Annotated in this window: 16 protein-coding genes; 14 read left to right on the top strand and 2 right to left on the bottom strand. The window is 55.7% G+C overall.

The genetic code is table 11. The features are described from left to right. Positions 1-168 precede the first annotated feature (168 nt). Positions 169-3,456, bottom strand: a complete 3,288-nt coding sequence (locus AC3Y2E_RS30420) for a DEAD/DEAH box helicase (protein WP_379217067.1) — start codon at positions 3,454-3,456, stop codon at positions 169-171. Positions 3,457-3,674: 218 nt separating this feature from the next. Between AC3Y2E_RS30420 and AC3Y2E_RS30415 the strand changes: the two genes are divergently transcribed. From AC3Y2E_RS30415 to AC3Y2E_RS30365, 11 genes are all read left to right on the top strand, one after another. Next, on the top strand, positions 3,675-4,931 hold the full coding sequence (locus AC3Y2E_RS30415) for an MFS transporter (RefSeq protein ID WP_379217066.1): 1,257 nt from the start codon (positions 3,675-3,677) through the stop codon (positions 4,929-4,931). 228 nt (positions 4,932-5,159) lie between these two features. Beyond that, positions 5,160-6,677, top strand: a complete 1,518-nt coding sequence (locus tag AC3Y2E_RS30410; protein ID WP_379217065.1) for a spore germination protein — start codon at positions 5,160-5,162, stop codon at positions 6,675-6,677. Then, on the top strand, positions 6,674-7,780 hold the full coding sequence (locus AC3Y2E_RS30405) for a GerAB/ArcD/ProY family transporter (protein ID WP_379217064.1): 1,107 nt from the start codon (positions 6,674-6,676) through the stop codon (positions 7,778-7,780). Before AC3Y2E_RS30410 ends, AC3Y2E_RS30405 begins: the two co-directional genes overlap by 4 nt. Next, complete coding sequence (locus tag AC3Y2E_RS30400; protein WP_379217063.1) at positions 7,773-8,927, top strand: Ger(x)C family spore germination protein; 1,155 nt, start codon at positions 7,773-7,775, stop codon at positions 8,925-8,927. Before AC3Y2E_RS30405 ends, AC3Y2E_RS30400 begins: the two co-directional genes overlap by 8 nt. Positions 8,928-8,944: 17 nt before the next feature. Then, the gene (locus tag AC3Y2E_RS30395; protein ID WP_379217062.1) at positions 8,945-9,106 is read left to right on the top strand and encodes a hypothetical protein; all 162 of its coding nucleotides are present in this window, start codon (positions 8,945-8,947) and stop codon (positions 9,104-9,106) included. A 108-nt stretch (positions 9,107-9,214) separates the two neighbouring features. Continuing rightward, a complete protein-coding gene (gene aroC / locus AC3Y2E_RS30390; protein ID WP_379217061.1) occupies positions 9,215-10,270 on the top strand; it encodes a chorismate synthase in 1,056 nt (351 codons plus the stop codon). A gap of 1,076 nt (positions 10,271-11,346) precedes the next feature. Next, positions 11,347-15,321, top strand: a complete 3,975-nt coding sequence (locus AC3Y2E_RS30385; RefSeq protein ID WP_379217060.1) for an FIMAH domain-containing protein — start codon at positions 11,347-11,349, stop codon at positions 15,319-15,321. A gap of 193 nt (positions 15,322-15,514) precedes the next feature. Further along, positions 15,515-16,435 carry a DUF6612 family protein gene (locus AC3Y2E_RS30380; RefSeq protein ID WP_379217059.1) on the top strand — a complete coding sequence of 307 codons (921 nt, stop codon included), beginning with the start codon at positions 15,515-15,517 and terminating at the stop codon, positions 16,433-16,435. Between the two features lie 738 nt (positions 16,436-17,173). Next, positions 17,174-17,800, top strand: a complete 627-nt coding sequence (locus AC3Y2E_RS30375; RefSeq protein WP_379217058.1) for an FHA domain-containing protein — start codon at positions 17,174-17,176, stop codon at positions 17,798-17,800. Positions 17,801-17,827: 27 nt separating this feature from the next. Then, positions 17,828-19,117 (top strand): UDP-N-acetylglucosamine 1-carboxyvinyltransferase, encoded by a 1,290-nt coding sequence (gene murA, locus AC3Y2E_RS30370; protein WP_379217057.1) that lies wholly within the window; start codon positions 17,828-17,830, stop codon positions 19,115-19,117. Positions 19,118-19,517: 400 nt separating this feature from the next. Continuing rightward, complete coding sequence (locus AC3Y2E_RS30365; protein WP_379217056.1) at positions 19,518-20,081, top strand: NUDIX hydrolase; 564 nt, start codon at positions 19,518-19,520, stop codon at positions 20,079-20,081. 149 nt (positions 20,082-20,230) lie between these two features. Here the strand turns inward: AC3Y2E_RS30365 and AC3Y2E_RS30360 are convergent, their stop codons facing one another. Then, entirely contained in the window at positions 20,231-20,422 is a 192-nt protein-coding gene (locus AC3Y2E_RS30360) for a hypothetical protein (protein WP_379217055.1), read from the bottom strand. 562 nt (positions 20,423-20,984) lie between these two features. Here AC3Y2E_RS30360 and AC3Y2E_RS30355 point away from each other — a divergent pair. The 3 genes from AC3Y2E_RS30355 to AC3Y2E_RS30345 all read left to right on the top strand — a co-directional run bounded on the left by AC3Y2E_RS30355 (position 20,985) and on the right by AC3Y2E_RS30345 (position 24,455). Then, the gene (locus AC3Y2E_RS30355; RefSeq protein WP_379217054.1) at positions 20,985-22,142 is read left to right on the top strand and encodes an ROK family protein; all 1,158 of its coding nucleotides are present in this window, start codon (positions 20,985-20,987) and stop codon (positions 22,140-22,142) included. Positions 22,143-22,268: 126 nt separating this feature from the next. Then, positions 22,269-23,612, top strand: coding sequence for an ABC transporter substrate-binding protein (locus AC3Y2E_RS30350; protein ID WP_379217053.1), 1,344 nt, complete (start codon positions 22,269-22,271; stop codon positions 23,610-23,612). Positions 23,613-23,690: 78 nt separating this feature from the next. Next, positions 23,691-24,455, top strand: a complete 765-nt coding sequence (locus tag AC3Y2E_RS30345) for a Cof-type HAD-IIB family hydrolase (RefSeq protein ID WP_379217052.1) — start codon at positions 23,691-23,693, stop codon at positions 24,453-24,455. The last annotated feature ends 209 nt before the right edge of the window (positions 24,456-24,664 follow it).

Below are 24,664 nucleotides of genomic sequence, written 5' to 3'. Positions count from 1 at the left end.
TTCGGTTCCGATAACGAATGCTGGGTTCGTTAGCCATACCGCCGCATGAAGACAACAACGACTTTAACGAGCGGCTGGAGCGAAGGTACCCATTCCCTTCGATGCGCATAGGTATGGGTTTGCACATCAAAAAACCGTCCGGACTTCACTTGTACCGGACGGTTTGTTTTACCCAAGCAAAAGCAGCTCCCGGATGTCCGCCTCTGTAAACGACGACAACGATTCCTGTCCCGGCCGGATTACATCCTCGATCAGATGCAGCTTTTTTTGCTGGAGGTCGTACATTTTTTCTTCCACGGTGCCTTGGGCGAGCAGCCGGATGATCTGCACCACTTTTTTCTGCCCGATCCGGTGGGCGCGGTCGGCTGCCTGCTGTTCCACGGCGGGGTTCCACCACAGATCATACAGAACGACGGTGTCCGCTCCGGTCAGATTCAGCCCGGTGCCGCCGGCCTTCAGCGAGATGAGGAACAGATCGCGTTCTCCTTCGTTGAAGCGGCCGCACAGCTCGACGCGCTCGGCAGGCGGAGTCGAGCCGTCGAGATAAAAGAACGGAATCCCCCGCGCCCCAATCTCCCGCCCGATCAGTCCGAGCATCTCCGTAAACTGGGAGAACAGCAGGACCCGTTTGCCCGCGCTTTGGCATTCCTCCACAATGTCCAGCAGCTGCTCGAATTTGGCCGAAGAGCCGTTGTAGTTTTCCACGAACAGGGCAGGGTGGCAGCACAGCTGGCGAAGCCGTGTCAAGCCGGCCAATATTTTGATCCGGTTTTTGTGAAAACTGGCTTCGCTCAGATGCTTCAAAGCTTCCTTCTGGAGTTTCGCCAAATAAGCGGCATACAGCTTTTTCTGCTCGGGCAGCAGTTCCGACGTATGCAGCGTTTCGATTTTTTCCGGAAGCTCCGTTAATACGTCGCTCTTCAGCCGGCGGAGCAGGAAGGGGCGGATCTTCTTGGCTACCGTGCTGCGGGAAAGCTCGTTGAACGCCTTTCTTCCCGGGAACAAGCCCGGAAATACGACATCGTACAACGTCCACAGCTCCTCCAGCCGGTTCTCGACAGGCGTTCCGGTCAGTGCGAACCGGTAGGGGGCTTGCAGCTGTTTGACCGCATGCGCCGTCTGGGTCGCGTGGTTTTTGAAAAACTGGGCTTCGTCCAAAATCAGCGTATGAAACGACCGCATCATATTCGCCTCGATATCTCTGCGCAGCAGCGGGTAGGAGGTAATAATCACATCCAATCCTGCTGCGTTTTTCCAAAACTTGTTCCGCTCCACTTTGCTGCCGTCGGCGATCGCCGCCCGGATGTCCGGCGCGAACTTGTGCAGCTCGTTTTGCCAGTTGTACACCAGCGAAGCGGGGGAGACGATGATCGCCGGCAGCTCCTGAGCCCGGATCTCGGGCAGCATCGAGACGAGGAAGGCGATCGCCTGAACCGTCTTGCCTAGCCCCATCTCGTCGGCCAATATGCCGCCGAAACGGTAATGGGCCAGCGTCCTCAGCCACTGATACCCGTATTGCTGGTAATCCCGCAGCACGGGGGCGAGGTTGTCCGGCACCGGGAAGTCCAGATGGTCCGGATTGCGCATGTGTGTAAGAAGGCGCCGGAGCGTTTTGCCCAGACGAACCGCGTGGCTCTGCCGGTCGGTGTCCATAAACTGGAGACCGCGAACGACCGGCAGCCGGAAGGTCGTACCGTCCGCCTCTCCCATCCGGACGCCGAGCTCGTTCATGCAGCGCACGATTTCCTGAAATTCCTCGGATTCAAGCGGCAGCAAAGCCCCATCCGGCATTTTGTGATACCGGCGTTTCTCCTCCAGCGACTGGAGCACTTTACGGATTTCCGCTTCGGGAATCGTTTCAATATCGAACCGCGCCTCTAACCAGTCGACTTTGTCATTGACATCCACTGTAATCTTGGGCGGAACATGAACCGGATAGATCCGTTCCTTCACGTTGGAGGTGGCATACACTTTAACCAGCTTTTCAAGCCGGGGCACGGTATGAACCAGGAAATCGTACTCGCCGTCCTCGTCGTCCATCCGGTAGCCGCTTTCCGTCCGGACGAAGGACGACTGCTCCATCAGCTCGAGGATTTGCCGCTCCAACTCGCCGTCCCGCACCAGAATCCGGTCGGAGCTTCGTTTGGCCGACCAAGGCTCCAGCGGGTTGATCGTAATGTCCCCGTAATGGAATTCCAGGGCGGCCAGCATCTTCTCCTTCACCCGATCCAGGTACAAGCTCGCTCTCAGCGGCGTCTTTATGAACTTCTCGGACACGGCTTCCGCAATCTGAACGCGGCCGAGCTTCATTAATCCGGGTACGGCTCTGTCCATCATCGATTCCAGCTGAACCGGAGACAGCGGAAGCTGCCGTCTGCCGGCGTCGCCGAACATCTGCTTAAGCTCCGATAACCGGCTGCATGATTCGGACGGCAGCTGCAGCAGCTTGCCGTTTGTAAGAACAACCCCGTAGGATTCCAGTACGGTCACGTCGTCCAAGCCCGTTACTTCCAGCTCGTAGGCGTGATTCCCGTTTCCGGTCTGCCGGAAGTCAAAGTGCAGCGGCACCGGCTCATCGGACAGCTGCAGCGGATGGACGGAACCGCCGGGATGTTCAACAAGCACGGACGTCTCCGCACGGGTCAGGAGCGGCAGCAGACTGTCCCAGGAGAGCGGAGGGAGGAGCAGGGTCCGGTCTGTCTGGTGCTTGCTGCGGACGGGGAATACGTTCGAATCCCGATACAGTTGCTCGTTCTCGGCAATATCGGTTAATTGCCGGATGATCGACTCGTCTTCATTTTTGAACCGGTGGAACTCCGGATCGTACGTGAACAGTTTAGCGAACGGATACGATTTCCCCTTATCGAGCTGTTCGAGAAATTCCCTGATTCTCTGAACGATATAAAGCCGTTCCAGCCCCACTTTCATCTGGATGCCGAAAAGCTGTTTCCGGTAGCCGTAGGGAAGCAGCGTACATATAAACTGGACGTGGAGCGGGTCTCTCGGATCGTGCAGCAGCCCGCTGCCGGCGGATCGTGCCGGCTGTTTGCGGAACAGCCCGAGCATGCTTTCGACCAGCCGGGCCTCCTCGCGGGGCGTGCCGGCAGGCGGGTCCTGCACTTGCGGCTGCAAGCCGCCGGCATCCGCAGCGGACTCGGGCCGGTCGCTGCGCTGGATCTCGATCAGGCACAGCAGCGCGGCCGCGATATGTTTGCAATGTTTGCTGTAAGAGCCGAGCGTTGGGCAGGAGCAGCTTGCCGCAATCGTTCCGGACGGATCGTCCAGCCTGACGGATACTTCGCTCCGCCCTTTGTCCGTTACGGCCGCTTCGAACAATTGCCCGGGCTGGTACCGAACAACGGACACTTTCCCCGACTGAAAGTCGGCTTTTCCTTTATGGTAGGCCATCCGGCCGCACATGGATTCCACAATTTTATTATGAAGCGACAAACTCATAACCGCCATCATCCTTTGAATGAATCGTTGCCGCCATTCGAGCGGCAGAGGTGCGATACTAGAATAGTGTACAATGTTTCCGGTTTTTAGTCGAACGTATGATCGATTCGGCTCGCGGCCATCCCCGAATACGAGGTTGGGCTTTCTTTTTAGGCCGAAGTCTATTAAAATCCCAAGATAGTCTATTATTTTATATATCATTGAGGAGTAACAACATCATGTGGAGAAATCGCAACGTTTGGATCGTCCTCGTCGGTGAATTTATCGCCGGGTTAGGGCTCTGGATGTCCATTATCGCCAATCTGGAGTTTATGCAGCAAAAAGTACCGTCCGATTTCCTGAAATCGTTAATTTTATTTTCCGGTTTGCTCGCCGGCGTACTGTTCGCACCGCTCGCCGGCCGGATCATCGATACGAATCCGAAAAAAACGGTGCTGCTCTTATCGGGGGCGGGCCGGCTCGTGGCGGTTGGTTTTATGTTCATCGCCCTGTATTTCGACTCGGTGTGGTGGATGGTGCTTTTTGCCGTGACGCTGCAAATATCGGCTGCGTTTTATTTTCCCGCGCTCCAGTCGGTCATTCCGCTGATCGTCCGGGAGAAAGATCTGCTCGCCCTGAACGGCGTTCATATGAATGCGGGAACGATGGCCCGGATTCTGGGCACTACGCTGGCAGGGATTATGCTGACGCTGATGAGTCTCCAGGGGCTGTATATCGTTTCGTTCGTCGCTTACGCTGCGCTTCTGCTGACCACCTGGTTTCTCAACGTGCCGGAGAACGGGAAGCAGCAGGCTCGGACAAACCGGGAAGCAGCGTCATCGGTCCCGCCAGCCGAAACCAGTTCGGAAGCCGCCGGTAATGGAGGCTTCAAATCGCTTATGCCGGTATTGCGCCGGCAGCCGGTGATCGTCGCCGTATTGCTGCTGTCGGTCGTGCCGACGCTGTTCATCGGGGCGTTTAATTTGATGGTCATCAATATAAGCGAGCTTCAGCAAAGCGCGCAGATCAAAGGGCTGCTATATGCGGCGGAAGGAGTCAGCTTCATACTCGCCGGTTTTCTCGTCAAAAAGGTGGCGGACCGGGGCAAACCTTTGAACCGGTTGTTTCTGTTCGCCGCTGTTGTAGCCGTTGCCCAATGTTTGCTGTATTTTGCCGATTCCCCGGTATGGTCGCTCGTATCGTTCGCTTTATTCGGCCTGGCGGCCGGCTGCTTTTTTCCGGTGGCGTCGACGATCTTTCAAAAGCAAATGCCGAAGCCGTATCATGGCCGCTTTTTCTCGTTCCGGGCAATGCTGGATCGTGTCATGTTCCAGGTCATTCTGCTGAGCACCGGTCTGCTCCTGGATACGATCGGCTTGCAGCGGATGGTGCTTGTATACGGGGGACTGTCGTTTGTTCTGATAGCGTTGTTTGCGTGGCGCGAATCCCGGGCGTCGGGAAGAGGCGGGGACGAAAAAGCCGGAGAGCTTGTCTGAGAGAAAGAGAGAAAGCAAGCTATTCTCCCGCCTCCGGAACTCGTATAGGTCACATGGAACGTGAAAGGAATTGATAAAAATTGAATCTGGGCCGAACCCTTGGGGGATCGGCCTTTTTGGCGTCTAAGGACAGACGGCGACGGCCTCCGGAGCGGGCGGAGCAGGTTTACGTTCAACGCTTTTGGTAATAGATAAGGGGAGATGCCGGCACACAGAATAGGAGGACAAATGAACGATAAAGCCCAGTCTGCTGTCCTGTCGACGAACCTTTCCGATAATTTGGCTTTGATCCGCAGCCTGCTGAACGAGCCAAGCGATCTGTTCGTGAAAGTGATCAAGAGCGGAGACGGTCCTGCCAGCTTCGCGGTAATTTGCCTATCCGGCCTTTCGGATACCGGTCTCATTCACGATCATATTATCCGGCCCATCCAGCAGAGCAGGCTGTCCAGCGAAGAATGGATGCCGCTTCGGGACGACAATGCGCTGCTGGATGAGCTTGAGAACAAGCTGCTCGCTGTGCAAATTATTCGCCGTGAGCGCTGCTTGGCGGAAATCGTACCCTTTCTGCTTACGGGTGATACGGTGCTGATCGCCGAAGGAACCGGACAAGCTCTTGTGATAAGCAGCCGAAGCGGCCCGGAGCGCAGCGTCGAAGAGCCTCAAACGGAAGCGTTAGTCCGCGGGCCGAGAGTCGGATTTACGGAAAATATCCAGACCAACGTATCGCTGATCCGGCGAATGATCACCGATCCGCAGTTGAGCTTCGAGACGTACGCCGTCGGGCAACGGTCCAAACAAACGCTGTCCGTGATGTATATCAACGGGATCATTCATCCGGATATCGTAAACGAAGTGAAGCTCAGACTGGACTCGATCGGGATCGACATGGCGCCCGAATCCGGTACGGTCGAGCAGTGGATCGAAGACAGCTTTCTGTCGCCATTCCCGCAAATCCTGCATACCGAACGGCCGGATAAGGTCGTAGCCGCGTTGTTCCAAGGAAAAGCGGCAATTCTGCTGGACGGGACTCCGTTCGCGCTGGTCCTGCCGACGACGTTTATCTCGCTCGTCCAATCACCGGAAGATTATTACGAACGGTGGATGATCGGCTCGTTAATCCGTTTGCTCCGTTATGCGGCCATTTTAATCTCGTTGTTTCTTCCGGCGATTTATATCGCATTGATCTCGTTTCATCAAGGGATGATCCCGTTTAAGCTGGCTTCATCGATCGCCGCGTCCCGGGAAGGCGTGCCGTTTCCGGCCGTCATCGAGGCGATACTGATGGAAGCAACGCTGGAGCTGCTTCGGGAAGCGGGAATCCGTCTGCCGAAGCCGATCGGCCAGACGATCGGTATCGTCGGCGGGCTCGTTATCGGCGAAGCCGCCGTGCAGGCCGGAGTCGTCAGTCCGATCATGGTAATCGTGGTCGCCGTTACCGCCATTTCATCGTTTACGATACCTTCCTACAGTGCGGGGATCGCCTTCCGGATGCTGCGGTTCGCCACGATGATCGCCTCTGCCATATTAGGTCTGTACGGAATCGTTCTGATGTTTATTATGATCACGATCCATCTGTTGAGACTGTACAGCTTCGGAGTTCCTTATTCGGCACCGTTCGCCCCTTCGCTGCGAGGTGACTGGCAGGATTTATTTATCCGGGCGCCGATTACGGTGTTGACGAGAAGACCCCGGTTTATGCAGACCCGGGACGAGGACCGCGTCGATCCAAACGGTGGGAAACGATGAAAAACTTCGAATACGGAGATAAAGAAATCGGACAAAAGGAAGTCGCGTACGCGATCAGCAACATGGTAATCGGGCTCGGTATTCTGACGCTGCCCAGCACCATCGTGGCGGCGACGACCTCCTCGGACGGATGGATGTCCATCCTGCTCGGCGGGCTGATCGCCCTTGGCTGCGCGTGGGCTATCGCCAAGCTGGTCATGCGGTTTCCGAAGATGAACTATTACGAGATAACAGCCAAGCTTACGAATCCGGCTGTCGCTTCGATTGTCACGCTATTGTTTGCCTTGTATATGTTTTTGTTTGTCAGCATCGAGGTGCGGGGCGTATCCAGCATATCCAAGCTGTATTTATTCGACACGACGCCCGTGGAAGCGATCTGTTTCTTTTTTTTGCTCGTGCTGCTGTACGGAGTGGCCGGTCCGAGCGTGTCGCTGCTGCGGCTGAATCTGCTCTATTTACCGGTCATCGTGTTCATTGTGCTGGCGGTGCTTATCATGAGCCTGGGGGACTTCAATATTCGTCTGCTGAAGCCGGCGTTCGTTACCCCTTGGTCCGAGATTGCCTTAGCGGCAAAAGAAACGTCGATCTCGTTTCTCGGCTTTGAGATTTTGCTGTTTTATAACGTCTTCATTAACAAGCCGCAAAAAACCGTAAAATCGGTATTGATCGGCTTGCTGGTGCCGCTTGTCATGTACGAGCTGGTCCTTGTGTTTGTGATCGGCGTGTTCGGTTCGGTCGTTGTCGCCAATACGATGTATCCGCTGGCGGAGATGGCCAAGCAGATTGAAGTGCCGGGCGGATTTTTCGAACGGTTCGAGTCGCTTTTTTTTGCGGTATGGGTCATGTCGCTGTATTCGACGGCCGCTATGGCGCTCGACATAACGCTGCTTGCGCTGCGGCAGATTTTTCGCAAGACGAGCCGGATGACGTTCATCATCGGGATGGCCCCTCTGCTGTTCCTGATCGCGATGCAGCCGAAAAACATCGTCGAGGTGCGGCTGTTCTCCACGTGGGTGAGCTATATGGGGATCGGGATTGCCTGGATCGTACCGGTGATGATGCTGCTGACGGCCAAGCTTCGGGGGGTGAGAGGAGATGCTTAACCGGGTGCTTGTCGTTGTGCTTGCGATCGGCTCGATGCTGATGATGCAGGGCTGCTGGGACCGGGTCGAGATCGAGCAGCGGGGTTTTGTCGTAGGCACGGCTCTGGACGATGCGAAGGATCATAAGGTAGCGTTGACGTTTCAGTTTGCCATCCCGAGCGCGATGAAGGGGAAAGGGACGGACGCCAAGGAGGGCGGCGGCAAGCCGTTTATCAACATCACGTCGGAAGCGAACAGCGTATTTAAGGCGGCCCGGATCATGTCCAACGAGTTCAGCCGTCCTCCGTATCTCGAGCACAACCGGGTCATTATCATCTCCGAGAAGCTGGCTCGCAAAGGACATCTGGGCGAGGTGATCGATCTGTTCACGCGGGACCCGGAGACGAGACGGGCGGCCAAAGTGATGATCGCCGAGGGGGAAGCGCGGCAATTGCTGGAAAGCAACCCGCTCATCGAGACGCTGCCGGTGCAATATATCGATATGACGGCGCAAAACCCCGAGAAAAGTGAATCGATCACCCCGCCTACCAATATCGGCCAGGTGCATGCGTTTCTGCTGCAAAACACCAGCTTCGCGCTGCCCAAGGTCCGGTCCTTGGATAACAAAGTCGTTACAAGCGGCGCAGCGATCTTCGACGGGCATACGCATCTGCTGAAAGGATTTCTGAACGAGGACGAGGCGACGGGCCGCAACATATTGACAGGTACGCTAAAGGCAGGGGCTCTGGAGCTTATAGTGAAGGACCAAGTGGTTGTGTTCGAGGTCAAGCAAATGAGAAGAACGATCAAGGCAAGCGTTGCAGATCCGCGCCGTCCGGCTTTCGATGTGCACGTTACTGTCGAAGGCAATATAAGCGAGTCTCACCTCGGCCAGTCGCTGATCGATCCGGACATTATGGCGGAGACGGAGAAAAAAGCGGAGCAGAAGCTGATCGATTTAACGACGGACGTTACGCGCAAAGTGCAGAAGGTGTACAAGACGGACATTTTCGGGCTAAGCGAGCATTTGTATCAGGAACATTACCAAGTATGGCGGGCGCTGAAAGAAAACTGGGAGCAAGGCGAGCAGATTTTCTCGAAATGCCCGATCCGGGTCCATGCGAAAGTGAAGCTGCATGTGGTCGGTTCGATTTTGAAATCGGAGTAATAAGGAAGGGGCGAGAGATGGAGTTTTGGAGCGATCGGATTCCTTCGCTGAGTGTTCTGATTTACGCGCTTCTGTCTATGGTTATTCCGTGGGTCGTCTACGCCGTGAACCGCTGGCTGCACCGGATGGCCGATCCTCCTTGGAAAAAGGAGCCGGAACATAGGGAGGAGAAGCCGTAAGTGATATAGATGTTTTCTATGGCAGAGGTGCGGCATTCCGATTTCATTTATTTCATGTTCCCCGCTAAAATCGAGCTATACCAGCATCGATTAGCAGGAGGCGGTCATATGGCAGGCAGTACGTTTGGAGAAACGTTACGGATCACTACGTTCGGGGAATCCCACGGGGAAGCGGTTGGCGTCATTATCGACGGAGCGACGCCGGGCGTCGAATTAAGCGAGTCGGACATCCAGACTCAGATGGATCGGAGAAAGCCGGGACAATCGTCCGTAACCTCTCCCAGAAAAGAGTACGATGTGGTGCATATTCTGTCGGGCGTGTTCGAAGGGAAAACGACCGGCACCCCGATCTTCGTCATCCTTCATAACACAGATATGCGTCCGGAAGCATACGACGATATCCAATACTCGTTTCGTCCCGGTCATGCGGACTTTACGTATTGGCAAAAATACGGAATCCGCGATCACCGGGGGAGCGGAAGGGCTTCCGGACGGGAGACCGCCGGACGGGTCGCGGCCGGTGCGGTGGCCCGCAAGCTGCTCGCGAACCGGGGTGTGAGCCTTGTCGCGTATACGAAAGAAATCGGCGGCATCCGCTGCGAATCGTTCGTGGAGAGCGAGATCGAGCGTAATGCGGTGCGGGCGTGCGACCCCGAAGCGGCGGCCGAGATGATCCGCAAGATCGAAGCGCTCGCCTTGAAGGGAGACAGCTGCGGCGGCATCGTGGAGTGCCGGATTCGCGGAGTCGTTCCCGGCTTGGGCGAGCCGGTATTCGATAAGCTGGATGCGGAGCTGGCGAAGGCGATGCTGTCGATCGGCGCGATCAAAGGAATCGAGTTCGGCGCCGGATTCGCCGCAGCGGGTATGCTCGGCAGTGAGCATAACGACCCGATGGACGCCAGCGGCTTCCTGAGCAACCATTCCGGCGGCATCGTCGGCGGGATCAGCACCGGTCAGGAGATCGTCTTCCGCGTCGCGGTCAAGCCGACCTCCTCGATATCGGTTCCTCAGCGGACCGTACGGATCACCGGCGAGGAGCAGACGATCGTTACGGAGGGCCGGCACGATCCGTGTATCTGTCCGCGAATCGTTCCCGTCGTCGAAGCGATGGCATGCCTCGTCATTGAAGATCATTACAAGCGTCTTGCGGCTATGCGCGACTAGTCCATGTCGTGCGCGGCCGCGAGGCAACGAATCACCTGGTCATCGGAATCGATATCGCCAAGGAAACGCACGTAGCCGGGGCCGTCCATTATCGTGGCCGTTCGGCCCTATGTCCTGCTACTAGCTGGGGTGGGACCGAATAGGAGCGATTTGCAGCCTTTATTTGGTCCGAGAACCGGCTCGGGCGCGGAATTAGAGCGGTTTGAAGCTGCTAATATCCACGAAAAGGGCGCAGTCCCCTTCAAAGGGCGGAAATAAGGGGTACGAACCGCCTCTATTTGTCTCATTCCTCCCAAGATGCCGAAAATAGGAGGTACCAGAGACTCTTATGTGGTGAGTTAGCCCGTATGTAATTCGTCTCAGCGAAGCCCAATGCGGCGGTTCGCAAGAAAGGGTATACGGGTTTCCTACGGAGTCGCATTGTTCCCGCACAACCTCATCAACGACCGGCTGGAGCGAAGGCCCCGGTTCCCTTCCACTCATAGACGTATGGGTTTGCACGCAAAAGGACCGTCCGGGACCTTTCCGGGACCTGGACGTTTTTTTTAGTGAACAGAACGTTTTGCGATCCCAAACCAAGGAGCGATTTGGACCGATTGCAAAATGTGGCTTAAAAAAATGACCGATTTGGCTAGAAATGGATGAGGGAGATTTTGTATAATTCAATATGTAAGCGGATACAACGGCGGCTATATACAGGTAATTTCCGTGTCTGCATATTACATCCGCCACTGTCAATAAGTCCGGGGAAAGGAGAGGGATACAGAACCGTATACAACTTGGGGAGCCGCATGCAGCCTGGCAAGCGGACGTGTACGAACAGCGGCGGCAATCGGAGGAGCTAGGTTACGCTGTGCAGATATTAGGTGTCTGGTCGCCGGGAGGGGCAACTCCTGCTGCCGTATCCGTCCTTGTACTTGTACAGAGACGGAGGAATCCAGACCGCTATCGCCGAATGGCTCGGAACGCATGGCAAGAACCGATATCGTACAGGGAATTTGCTGCCGGCAATCTGATTGGTTTCGCGAAAACACTTCATGTCAGTCCGAACAATCCATGGATCGGAGAGGAGCGTTATGATGACCGTTCGCTTACGGCAAAAAATGATCGCGCTTGCGGCTATCGTCAGCTTATTGGCAGCTCTGCTGCCTGCGGCCGTGTGGGCCGATTCGCCTGCCGGCACGGAGGCCGAGACAGAGACGATCGCTAACGGCGGCTTCGAAGAAATTGCAAACGGCAAACCGGCCGGATGGATCGGCTTCGGCTCGGGAGCCGTCTACGAGTCTGTGTATCAGCCCGTTCACGGAGGCAATTTCAGCGTGAAACTGACGGACAACTCGCCCCAGGGAGGGAACGGCATTCGCAGCAGCTCCATCCCCGCCGTCCCCGGCAACCTGTATAAAGCTTCCGTCTACGGGCGAAATGAATCGGGAACTTCCCAGCTGTATCTGGAGTTTTGGAACGCGGCCAATCAGCGGATCGACGTGAAGATCGCCACCGTTCCGGCAGGCGCGCAATGGAACGCCGTTGAGATTGTTGCCGAAGCCCCCGCAGGAGCGGTGGGCGCCAACGTGCTGCTCTACCAGCATCAGTCGAACGTAGGGGTTGCTTATTTTGACGATGCTTCCCTTCAGGAGGTGCCGCTAGTCATGCCTTATAACGGCGGATTTGAAGAAGTGGCGGGAGGCAAACCGGTCGGTTGGACAAGCCTCAGCCCGTCATCGGTGTATAGCTCCGATTCAACTACGGTTCACAGCGGCGTGTACAGCTTGAAGATGGAGGATCTGAGCACGACGTCGGGTCCCGGTCTGAGAAGCAGTAGCATGCCTGTAATTGCGGACAAGCTGTATGAAGCGTCCGTGTATTCGTATAACGAATCCGGGGTCTCGCAGATGTATCTGGAGTTCTGGAACAGCTCGAACGTGCGGATTGTTACGAAAATCATTACCAATTCCGCGATCGGCTCCTGGGAAAAACTCGAAATTCAAAGCGAAGCCCCCGCAGGCGCGACCTATGCTACGCTGCTGATGTATCAGCATGTAGGCAACCAGGGCACGGCTTATTTCGACGACGCCATGTTCCGGTTGGCCCCTCCCGAGCCGGTAAGGGAATTTCCGCTTCTGAACGCAAGCCATCCGAGATTGTACTTCACCCCCGCGGATCTTCCTTCCTTGCAGTCAAGAGCCCAGGATACGGTCCACGCCCCTTTCGGCAGAACCGGCAAGCAGCTCTGGGATTCGATCAAAAGCACAGCAGACGCTTATTTGACCGAAACGAGCTTCTCCAGAACGTATTATGCCGGCAAAGTCGTGACATTCCCGCTGCCGCCGGTACAGCCGGGACCGATCGAGAATCCGCCGGGATTCACATCGCCGTATCCGTATTGGACGATGATGACCCGCTCGATTCAAGAGCGGCTGGAGACACTTAGCCTCGCTTATGCGGTGTCCGGCAATACGGCTTATGCGGACAAGGCCAAATCATACGTGCTGTCGCTCGCCGGCTGGAACAGCTGGACCGACCCGACCTACCCGTGCGGAGGGGAAACTTGCCTCGATACGTCTCACCTGACATTCGGGGTCAGCATGGCGTTCGATATTTTGTACGACGTATTCACCGAGGCGGAGCGCACGCAGGTTATGACGGCGCTGGAGAATAAAGGTCTGATCCCGCTTTACAAAGACGCCAGAAACAAGCTGGACCATAATATCCAGTCGCTCCGCGCGGCGGCGCTGGGCAGCGGGGCGGCGGTGCTGCTCGGGCACAGCCCGAACGCAAACGCCTACTTGACGAGAGCGATGAATTATTACCAATGGTATCTGGACGAGCGGATGACTTCCGGCCAGCAGGAAGGCTTGCTGTATACGAGCTATGCGATGGACAACATGATTAAGGCGTTCGATCATATTAACCGCGTCACCGGCGTTCAAGAGCTGGCCGATCATCCGTTCATCAACGATTTCCTCGTCCGCTGGATCGTGTATGCCCTGGCTCCGGGCGGCGGCGGACTTGCGAACTTCTCGGATTCCGGCGCGGCAAACTATTTCGGCTTGACGATGAACGTCATCAACGCCTGGCTGAACAACGGTCAGGCCGGATGGTATTTGCAGGAAACGGGCGCGGCTGCCAGCGGCAACGACGGCTTCCTGTACTTCCGCCCGAACGCCGTGATCACTTCTCCCGACGAATGGCCGGCATCCGCCGTTCTGGACGAGATCGGCTGGGCACTGCTTCGAAGCGGCTGGGAAGCCGACGATATGCTGTTCGGGATGGTCGGCAACAATTCGAATCTCGGTCACAACCATTTCGACCAGAACAGCTTCCAGATTGCGACAAACCGGACATGGATCGCCGGCGACGCCGGGTATCAAGACTACGTAGCCGGTCCGGCAAACGATCTGACCGTCCGGCTCGGGCACAGCACCATTCAGGTGGACGGCCAAGGGCAGACGGTCCGGGGCAGAGGTTCCTTGACGGAAGGGCTTCTCGCTCCCACCTATGATTACATCAAAGGGTCCGCAGCCGGCGCGTACGGCAATCCCAAGCTCGACCGGTTCGACCGCCACGTCGTCTACTTGAAGCCGGATACGTTCGTGATGCTCGACGAACTGGAGGCGGACGCCCCTCATGTATACGACTGGGTGCTGTTCAGCGGAGCGCTGAACCATTTCGAGGTAAACGGCCAGGAGGTGCAAGCCGGCCAGACGACGCAAGGCAACGGATTGTATGTGCGCAGCGGCGGAGCCGAGCTGGCCGCCAAGTTTTTGGCCGATACGACATTGCCGATCACGGTCACCCAGCATCCGGGGGCGGAATCGTACGGCTACTATACGAAAGTAGGCAGCGGCGCGGCCACCGCCGATCACCGGTTCCTGACCGTGCTGAAGGCCCGTCCGTACCAGCCGCAAGGTCTGTTCGACGAGTCCAACCTGCTGCCGCTCACAGACAGCTCCGGCCGTGAAGCGAAGCTCGTTCAAGCGTCGGGCAGCACCGTTATTTTCTATCGCGGAGCCGGGGCGGGCGACTACATGACTGTCACCGTCAACGTTCCGGAAGACGGCACCTATTCGCTGAAGAGCCGATTTTTACAATCGCCCTTGTACGGCATCGTCCAAACGTACGTCGACGGACAGCCGGCCGGCGGAGCGTTCGACGGTTATGCTCCCGATGTGACGGGGCCGGTTACGGCCGATCAAGGCAACCTTCAACTGACGGCCGGAACGCATACGATCCGGTACGAAGTAACCGGTAAAAATGCGTTGTCGGGCAACTACTTTATCGGCCTTGACGCGGTTACGCTGCTGCCTGCCAATTCTCCCGAGCTGGAGCAGCTGGAGGTTAGCGCGGCGATGGTTACCGGCACGAACGGGGTCGGAGCGAGTGTCGACCGCGAGGACGGAAGCGGCGTGCGCGATCTCGTCGTGTTCCGCACCGGAACTTCCGGATTCACCGTCGGCGCTGTGACCGGCGATGCCGAGCAAGCAGTCGTCAGTTATGACAGCAATGACGATATCGTCGGATTTAAGATGACACGGGGAAGCTCGTTGCTCTCCGGCGGCAGCGTCCTGTTAGCGGGCAGCTCGGCGTTCAGCGCCTCGTTCGATACGAGCAGCGAGACGCTGGAGACCGAAGGGATCGTAGACACCGCCGCCGCGCAAAACATCAGCATCCATGCGCCGGCCGACGCTCTAATTTATGTGGACGGTCAATTGCTGGGCCAAGGCAGTTACACGGTCAACGAGCTGGCGGGGACGGTCGAGCTGGCGTTGACGGCGGGACGTCATCAGGTGCGGATCGTGTCGCTCTCGGCACGGATCGATGCGATGATCGAATCGTGGGGACTCACTCCTCCGGCCTCTCAGATCGTCTCGAATACGGTTCGGCAGATGCTGCATCACTGGAATCGGGATAATACCGAACAAGCGATAGCGCGTCTCGAGCGGCTCCAGGATCATCTGAACAAACCGCCGCTGTTAACCGTATTGCCGCAGGAGATCCGTTCGAAGATTCAACAGGCGGTCCAGGAAATGATCGGTCTGCTGGGCGGCTGACCCCTTTATCGCAACGCGGAAGGAGAACCGGACGCCGCTTGAGCCGTAAGGCTTGAGCGGCGTTTTCCGCGCCAGGCGAACGGGGAATTTGTCGGAGTGTGACGAATTTTTTATCGGGAATAGGTCCTAAGCTCCCTATGTTTGGAAGAAACCGTGTGGTAAAATCCTCAACGGATAGGGAGGAGATAAAAATATGAAAAAACAGACAAAACTGAAAAAAACGGCAACCTCTGTACTGCTGGTACTTTGCGTAGCCGCTTTGGCCGCATGCGGCCAAAAACCCGCCGAGCCTGCCGGCCAGACGCCTGCGGCACCGAACGGTACGGAAGCGTCTTCGCCGGCGAAGACGGGCGAGACTCCAAAACCGGCGGAAACGCCAAAAGCGAGTTCCGCTTCGGAAATTTTTATGAAGTCGATGGAAGTAACGGCCAAGTTGGACAGCTATACGGTAAACATGAACGCCAAGCAAAATATCGAGCAGGGCGCTAACAAAATGGACATCCAGTCCAAAATCGATATGGATGTCGTCATGAAGCCGCAAATGTCGTTTAAACAAACGATGTCGATGAACATGATGGGCCAAGACATGAAGATGGAGATTTATATGACCAAAGACGGCGTCTTCATGAAGGAATCGACAACCGGACAATGGATGAAGATGCCTAAGGAGCAAATGGACGCGGTAATGGGCGCGATGTCCAGCGAGCAGCTCGATCCGGCCAAGCAGTTCGAGAAGCTGAAAGAATTCGCCAATGACTTCACAATGACGGAAAGCGGCGATACGTACACGGTCGTTTTGTCAGCAAACGGAGATAAATTCAACGATTTTATCCAAAAAGAGATTCAAAACAACATGGGCAGCGATCCGGCGATGCAAGAAGTGGTGAAGCAGGCGGCTTCCGGCATGAAGATTACGAAGATGGAGTATTCGTTTACGATCGACAAAAAGACGTACTATCCGAAAAACATGAAAGTGAACATGGATTTCGACATGGACGTTCAAGGCCAGAAGATGCGCATGATTCAAGCGATCGACGGCACGTACGCCAACTACAACGGCGTAAAAGAAATTACGGTTCCGAAGGAAGCGCTGGAAGCTCCAGCAGCCGGCTAAGCGCCGGTCCCGGACAGCTTTGCGGTGAAGTCGTGAATAACGGCTCCGCAAAGCTGTTTTTTTGTGAAAGACCCGAAGGTGTAAGTTCTTCACCGGGGTAAAGCGGAGAAGAAGGCTACTTCCTTGTCCAGCCAGAGTCAGCGGGTGACGCAAGGATGCTCCTCGCGGGGGCCGGTTGGTTTTGCTGTCCGGTCAAGCGGGGAAGCAACCGATTTTCGATTAAGAGCGGTTTGTACCCGTTATTTTATTTAAAACCCGCTTGGATGGAGAAATAAGAGCGGTTTGAGACTGCTAAAATCCTCGAAACGGGCATCCCCCCATCAGTTGGTTGAAATAAGGGGTACAAACCACCTCTATCCGTTTTCGCTTGTCGAAATGACCGGAAATAGAACACCAATAATGGACCGTCCGGCTTTCGCTTTCACCGGGCGGTTTTTCCTATCGTCGTGCAGCCTGTCCGGTGACGGGAAGGCAGTCAGCTCCGAACCAAAAGCCCTATTACGAGGCAAAACAGGGGGCCGTAAAACAAATTACCGCTTGAAGCGTATAAGCCTATGGTATACGATTTGGCTTATTATTGATTTATCAGGGAGCCGTCAGTGATTCCCGATTTTTAATCAGGCCAAAATGGGATAAGATGAGGATGATAGCAGAATCGGAGGGAATCGCAACTTGGAGACGTTCGCTTGTTTATATATTGTTAGAGGGGAGCCCTTTCAGCCCGGGACATGCTTGAACTTGACGGCGGAAGAAACCGTGGTCGGAAGAGCTTCGGCTGCCAATTCCCCGGACGTTGCATTTACGAACACGTTTATTTCCCGCAACCATTTTGTTATTCGCAAGGAACGGCAGAAAGCGGTATTGTACGACTCGGGAAGCCGTCATGGCACCGAGATAAACGGAGTCAGAGCGGTTGCCCACACGCCTTATCCTTTGGAGACAGGGGATATGATCAAGCTGGCCAAAGGGTTAACCGTCATTCAATTCTCGTATTCATTCGGCGATCAGACGCTGGAGATGGAGCCGATCCGTCTGGCCGAGCCGGGAGACCTTCCGTCGGTTCAGCCCGTTGTAGATTGGGAGAAGCGGGAATGCGTCATCGACGGTAAACGGATGGCGATGTCGGAGAAGGAATATTTGTTCCTGCAGCTGCTGCAGGATCATTCGGGGCGTCTCGTAACCATCCCCGTCATCAAGCAGACCGTATGGCCGGATCGCAACCCCGGTCCCGACGGAAGCCCCGACGTTACGATGGACGAGCTGAACGCCCTTATATACCGGATTCGTAAAAAGTACGGGAGAGACACGTTTCCGATCCGTGCGGTACGCGGGAGCGGATATATTATGGACAACCAATCGACATAGGACATATGAGAAGAGGGTGGAGCGGGAATGCGATATATACAGATCGAGCCTGCCGGCAAACTTCAAGGCGTTATTCAAGTACCGGGCTCCAAAAACAGCTCGCTTGCCTTGCTTGCGGCATCTTGTCTGGCGGACGATATTGTCACGCTGGAAGGCGTCCCCTACAATGAGGACGTGAAGGTCATCAAGCAGATCGGCAAGGAGATCGGGCTGAAGCTGACCCGGCACGGAGACGGGCGGATCGAGCTGGATCCCCGGTATATTCACAGCGCCGTGATCGATCCGGGGAGAGCTTCCTCGTACAGAGCTTCATATTACTTTGCCGGTGCCCTGCTGGCCAAATTCGGACAAGTTACGATCGGTTATCCGGGTGGCGACAATTTCGGATCGCGTCCGATCGATCAGCATATCAAGGTGTTTCAAGCGATGGGAGCCAAGGTCGTCTTCCAGGAGGAGGGCTACCGGGTGGAAGCCGCCGAGCTGCACGGCGCGGATATTTATTTCGATACGATCACATGCGGCGCTACGATCAACGCGATGCTGGCCGCTGTCCGGGCGAAGGGCCGGACGCATCTGTACCATGCGGCTGTTGACCCGGAGGTTGTCGACACGGCTGCATTTCTGTCCCAGCTGGGCGCAAAAATCGTCGGAGCCGGCACAGGCCGTATCCGGATCGATGGCGTCCCGTATCTGAACGGCGGGTACCACACAGTCATCCCGGACCGGCTCATTGCCGGTACGTTCCTGATGTCGGCGGGAATCACAGGTGGACAGGTGACGGTGGATCAGGTCATTCCCGAGCACTTGGGGTCCTGCATTGCCAAGCTGAAGGAGATCGGGCTGACGATCGAGACGACGGACAGCCGTATAACCGCTTACGGAGCCGACACGATCAAGCCTGCGCGCATACGGGCGTCGATGTACCCGGGATTCGCCACCGACCTGCAGCAGCCGATGACCGCGCTGCTCGTCATGGCCAAAGGGAAAAGCGTAGTGACCGAATCCGTCTTCCCGGACCGGTTCAATCATATTCCGCAGCTGAGGCGGATGGGCGCCGATATCGAACAACGCAAAGAAACTGCAACGATTCGCGGCGGCCGGCCGCTTCAAGGCAACTGGGTGCATGCGACCGATGTGCGCGCAGGGGCGTGCCTGCTGCTCGCCGGACTCGCTGCGGAAGGAACGACGCGTATTACGGGCGTCGAGCATCTGGAGCGCGGATACGCCGATGTCATCGGCAGCTTCCGTTCGTTAGGAGCGCAGCTTAGCTTTATGGAGCAGGCAGCGGAGCCGGGCTTCGGCTCGCACATCGGCTAGAGAAGGCTCCATGTGTCGTTCAGGCGCGTAGAGATTCGAACAGGCACACGTATCATGCTATCCCCAAAGTGTCGGATGACAGGGAAACGTCCCGACTTTCAAACAAAAGGACCTCAAATTCCGTTGCAAAACGGAGGCCGGGGTCCTTTTTAGTCGTGGAAAAGCCGTTTCGGGCGGGCACTAAATTGCGAAAGGACTAAGGGAACAGCCCCTCTGCTACGGAAAAGTAACCGCTTTTGAAGAAGAGGAGATGACATAATTTGAATTGATTTATGGGTATACAGGTGTTAAGATTTGTATATGGGTCGTTAAATGACCTATAGGGACATAAATTGTCCCATAACTTATAAAACTCAGCGTAGACATATCCGCTTCTCCACAAACAGTAGGAGGTATTCCGATGGATTATCCCGAACTGGTATTACCCCGGCTGCGTTATCAATATTGTCCAATGTGCCGCACGAAGCTGATCCGGGCCGTGATAGGCGACGACGGGATTGAGCGGGTGAGCTGTCCGTCATGCCGCTGGACGCATTATCCGTCGAATGCGATGGGGGTTGTGGTCCTGATAACAACGGATCATGGGATTGTCGGGTTATTGCCGCCGGACGCCCCGGCTTCATTTCCGGGTGCGCTGCCGGGCGGTCACGGAGAGTACGGCGAGTCGCCGGAGGAAGCGGCTGTACGGGAAGCCTATGAGGAGACCGGACTGCACGTGGCGATCACCCAATTGTTAGGCTGGGAATTTGCGAGAAACGAATCGTATCCGGGGCCGATGCTTAACTTTTATTTCGAAGCGAAAGCGGTTGGCGGCGTATTACGGGGAAGTGAAGAAGGTATTGCAGCGGTATTCGAACTCGACCGGTTTCCGCCCGTCTCGCCCAAGCGGGGCGGAAGCACCCGGACGTTGAAGCTGTACAAGGAAAAGCTCGAACAAAGGAAGCCCGGCAGCGCGGACAATTGACGCATCCTCCGGACCGAAACCTTCGTATACGCAGGCGGCGCCTGAGCAGCGGCACATGCTTCGACGGGCTCCTTCGAATTGAACTAGCACCGGGGAGCCCGGAACCGCGACGACGATCGATGATGGAGCCGGTTAGCTTGACAGGGCGGTTACGAATTGTCCGATCTTCTGGAAGTGCGTTCCAGGCGAATCGGTCTCTGAATTTCCGCATAATTGTCGTCGATATCGGATTGGATCGACTTGATCAGGTGAAGCGCATAACTTCGTTCATACTGGTCGGGAATGGACTGAATGATCTCTTCCAGCTGTTTAAACCTCGTTTCCGTGACGAACCTCATCATCGGTCCCCCTCTGGTCGTTCTTCCTTACATCGTTCGTTCGGCCCTTCCCGTTTCAGTCGAATAGCTGTTCATCTTTCTATTCTACCCGTATCCGTTCGGTAAAGAAAGGGGACGTGGGAGAGTCGAGCTATACTTGCCGGGAATCGAGATTATGAACTTGATAGGATAGACATGCCGCGAAAAAATTTTACACTGCGATGACAAATTCGGGATTGTGCTTTAACAAATGATCCTTATAATAGAGATTGTAAGTAGTTAATAAAACAAATTGATTTATTAATTAAAAGGGGGCGTTTGGTATTTTGGTTTCGACCGCGCGATATCGGAAAAGGTGAAGATGACCCTCCGACCTGCCGCGCTGAACACAAAAAGGCACATCGCGAAGAAGCACGGCAACTGGGTATTTATGCATGACAGCAGCAGATGAACGTATACACTGTAAAAGAGTACAGGACCGGACCCTCCGGGTTTTCCGAACCATCCATAGCTGGGGATGTTCCTTTCCTATTCAAATCATTTAATTTATAATACGAAAGGAAGAAGTACCGAACCGGAGGAAACTATGCAAGCTAACAAACCGACAAGCAATAAATTGTTGAAATCGATTAATCAGCAAAAGGTTCTGCGCCTTATCTTCACAGACGGCCCGATCTCCCGGGTGGAGCTGGCGGAGAAAACGGGACTGACCCAACAAACGATTACGAATATCGTGAACCGGCTGCTGCAGGATCGGATCGTGCTGGAGATGACTCCGACCACAAGCAGCGTCGGCCGCAAGCCGGTCCCGCTCATCGTCGACGGAAGCAGCATGTACGCGATCGGGATCGAGGTGGCGGTCCAGTATATCCGCGGCTCGCTGATGGATTTTCAGAACAAACGGATTTTTGAAGTCAAACGGGAGAAGATCGACCGGGAAGGTTATCCGCTATCGTATATCATTCAAGTTGTGGACGAACTGCTGCAACACGTGCCGGACCAAAGCCGGCTGCAAGGAATCGGCTGCAGCATTCAAGGGCTTGTCGACTCCAAGCAAGGGATTGTGCTTTACTCGCCGGGGCTCGGCTACCGCGATTTCCCGCTTAGAGACCGGCTGGAGGAGAAGTACGGACTGCCGGTGCTGCTCGATAACGACGTTAATTTGCTCGCGCTTGTGGAGAACCTGAACGGCAGGCTGGCCGCATCCCAGAATAATATGACGCTGAAGCTGGATTACGGGATCGGCGGAGCGATCGTAGCCAATAACCAGCTATGCTCCGGCGCGAATCATGTGGCCGGGGAATTCGGACATTACAAAGTCGTTGTCGGCGAACAGGCCGTAAAATGTCACTGCGGCGGCAAAGGCTGTCTGACGACGATCGCTTCGATCAGCAGCTTGCGGCGGTCCGGCTGGAAGCTGGACGATTTCCGGACCCGTGTGCTGGAGCAGGAACCGGAGGCGATAGCGCGATTCGGTTCGATGATCGACGGTATCGGCCTGGCGCTGAGCAACATGATAACGATGCTGAATCCCGAGCATGTGCTCGTAACCGGCGCTCTTGTAGATGCGTTCAAGGACACGCTGATCGATGCCGTCAAAGAACGGATCGCAAGCTCCGTCCCGGATACGTGCAAAGGGGTCGAAATCATATGCCTGCCGGAGACCCCGAATGAATCGATATCGGCGGCCGGATTGGTCATGAACGACTTTTTCGAGGTGCCGCTGGAGCAGCTGTCTCTGTAGCGAACGGGGGAGAGGATGCCGGTACGTGTCGTCTTCCTGCGCCTCCCTTAATGAGGCGGAGCTGCGCGTTCCTCTTTTTCGGCACATTACTAAATCAAATATATTAATCAAATAAGGGTGATTCCGATGCTGTCTCATAAAAAGATTGCAACGTACGGCACCATGCTGCTCGCCGTTTCCATCGCTTTGTCGGGCTGCAGCCAGTCTGGCAGTGGCGGCACTCCGTCCGCCGGAACGACGGAGCCGGGCGCTCCGCAGACCGTTCCCGAGTTAAACATCACGGAGCCGGTTACCGTCAAGCTATACTCCCACTACGCGGCGATCAACAACGAGAACGATCTGAACGCATTGTTCAGCACCGTCAACCAGAAGCATCCGAACATCAAGATCGAGCTGATTAAAGGAATTACGCTGAACGATATGATTGCAGCCGGCGAAGTTCCCGATCTGATCGCTACGACGCATTTTTATATGAACGGACTGCTGCCTCTCGGGGTTGCCAGCGATTTGAATGCATTCGTCAAAACATACAAAGTGGATCTCGGCCAGTTCGAGCCCCAAGCCGTCAATGCTGTGAAAAGTTATGGCAAAAACGGCGAATTGTACGGGATTCCGTATACGTTAAATTACGGGGTGCTGCTGTACAACAAAGAGATTTTTAACAAGTTCGGGGTTCCGTTCCCGAAAGACGGCATGACCTGGGAAGAGGCGATCGACCTGGGCAAAAGGCTGACCCGCAAAGACGGCGAAACACAGTTTATCGGACTCGATCTCGGGACCGACCGGACGCTTGCCCGCGGCTATTCGCTCGGAACGGTCGACAAGCAGGGCAAGGCGGCTTTCGATTCGGACGGCTACAAGAAGATGTTCGGACTTATGAAATCGGTCTATGAGATACCGGGGATGATCGGCGATAAGAACAAATATACGTACGGTGTCGATTATTTGATCAAGGATCAGAAGCTGGCCATGTTCCCGTCCTGGTTGGCAGCGATTACAAGCCGGTTGAAGACGGCGGAAGAAGGAGGGCAAACGTTCGATTGGGACGTCGCCGGACACCCGGTATTCTCGGATAAGCCCGGCGTGGGCAGAGAGATTGAGTTCCAGTCGCTGATGGTGCCGCCGACGGCCAAAAACAAAGAAGCCGCCTACCGCGTCATTTTGACGATGATCGGCGAAGAGTCGCAGGAGGTGATGAACAAAGACCGGAATTTGACGATCCTGAACAAGCCGGAGCTGCGCACACAGTATGCTTCAACGACGAACATTTTCAAAAACAAAAACTTATCGGGTGTATTCTCGGTGAGACCGGCCGAAGCGCCAATCGCCTCGGAGTATGATAGCGAAAACTACAAGTTTTTGCGCGAGGCTACGGAAAGCATGATCTTTGGCGGTGTGGATATCAACTCCGCGCTCCGTACGGCGAATGAGAAAGCGAACAAACACATTGAAGAAGTGAAGGCGAGATAATGCGAGGTTGGGGCTCCCGGGCGGAGCCCCGCATTTGCGTCACTGCATTCGCAAATCTTACAGGGAAAGAGGGATATCATGACCGCATACCGGTTGCTGGCATTGGATATGGACGGCACGTTGTTAACCGACAATAAAACGATAACGGAGGAGGCGGCCCACTGGATCAGGCTTGCTGGAGAAGCGGGGGTCACGGTCATGCTCGCTACCGGGCGCGGGATGCAGACGGCCGGAGCGTTCTGGGACGAGCTTGGCTTGTTGTCTCCGATGGTTCTGCTGAATGGTGCGGAGATATGGGAAGGGCCGGGGCGGCTGCATGAACGGACGTTTCTCAGCAGGGAAGATATCCGCAAGCTTCACGAATTGGCGGTTGTGTCGGGGGCGCGCTACTGGGGCTACAGCGTCGAAAGCTTGACCGGCAGCAAGCATTGGAACGACGAGATGTTCGACCGGGATTGGATGAAGTTCGGCATCCATCATCAGGAGATTGACGTCATCGAACCGCTGCGGGAAGAGGTGCGAAGCTGGGGGCATCTGGAGGTTACCCGGTCGGCGGATACCAATATGGAAATATCGGTACGGGGCGTCAGCAAGGCGTCCGGCGTAAAAAAAGTGTGCGGGCTGCTCGGAATTACGATGGACCAGGTGATGGCGGTCGGCGATCAGCATAACGATATGGAGCTGATCCGCGCGGCGGGACTCGGGATCGCGATGGGCAATGCGGACGAAGCGTTGAAGCGGGCCGCTGACGGGGTGACGGATACGAACGAGCGCAACGGAGTGGCGAAGGCGATTCAGAAATATATTTTTCAATTGGACCCTTCAGAGTCGCAAGCGGGATAAGGGGAGGGCAGCACGCAATTAGACAGGCCAGGCATCCATACCGGAACGAAAGCCTCTATATCCACTTTGTAGTGGGAGCGGAGGCTTTTTGTGCGCTTGGCAGCGCTTCGACTAAGGAGTGAAAGTCTCCTCTACACCGCGTGGCGGCGGAAGTAGTAGCTGACGCATAGTGCTCAGTCCGTGAGGATGGGTGCGGAGGTAGCGAAGGC

The organism is Paenibacillus sp. MAH-35, from assembly GCF_058135425.1.
The sequence above is the reverse complement of the archived record's forward strand: the minus strand, read 5'-3'. Positions and strand labels throughout refer to the sequence as shown.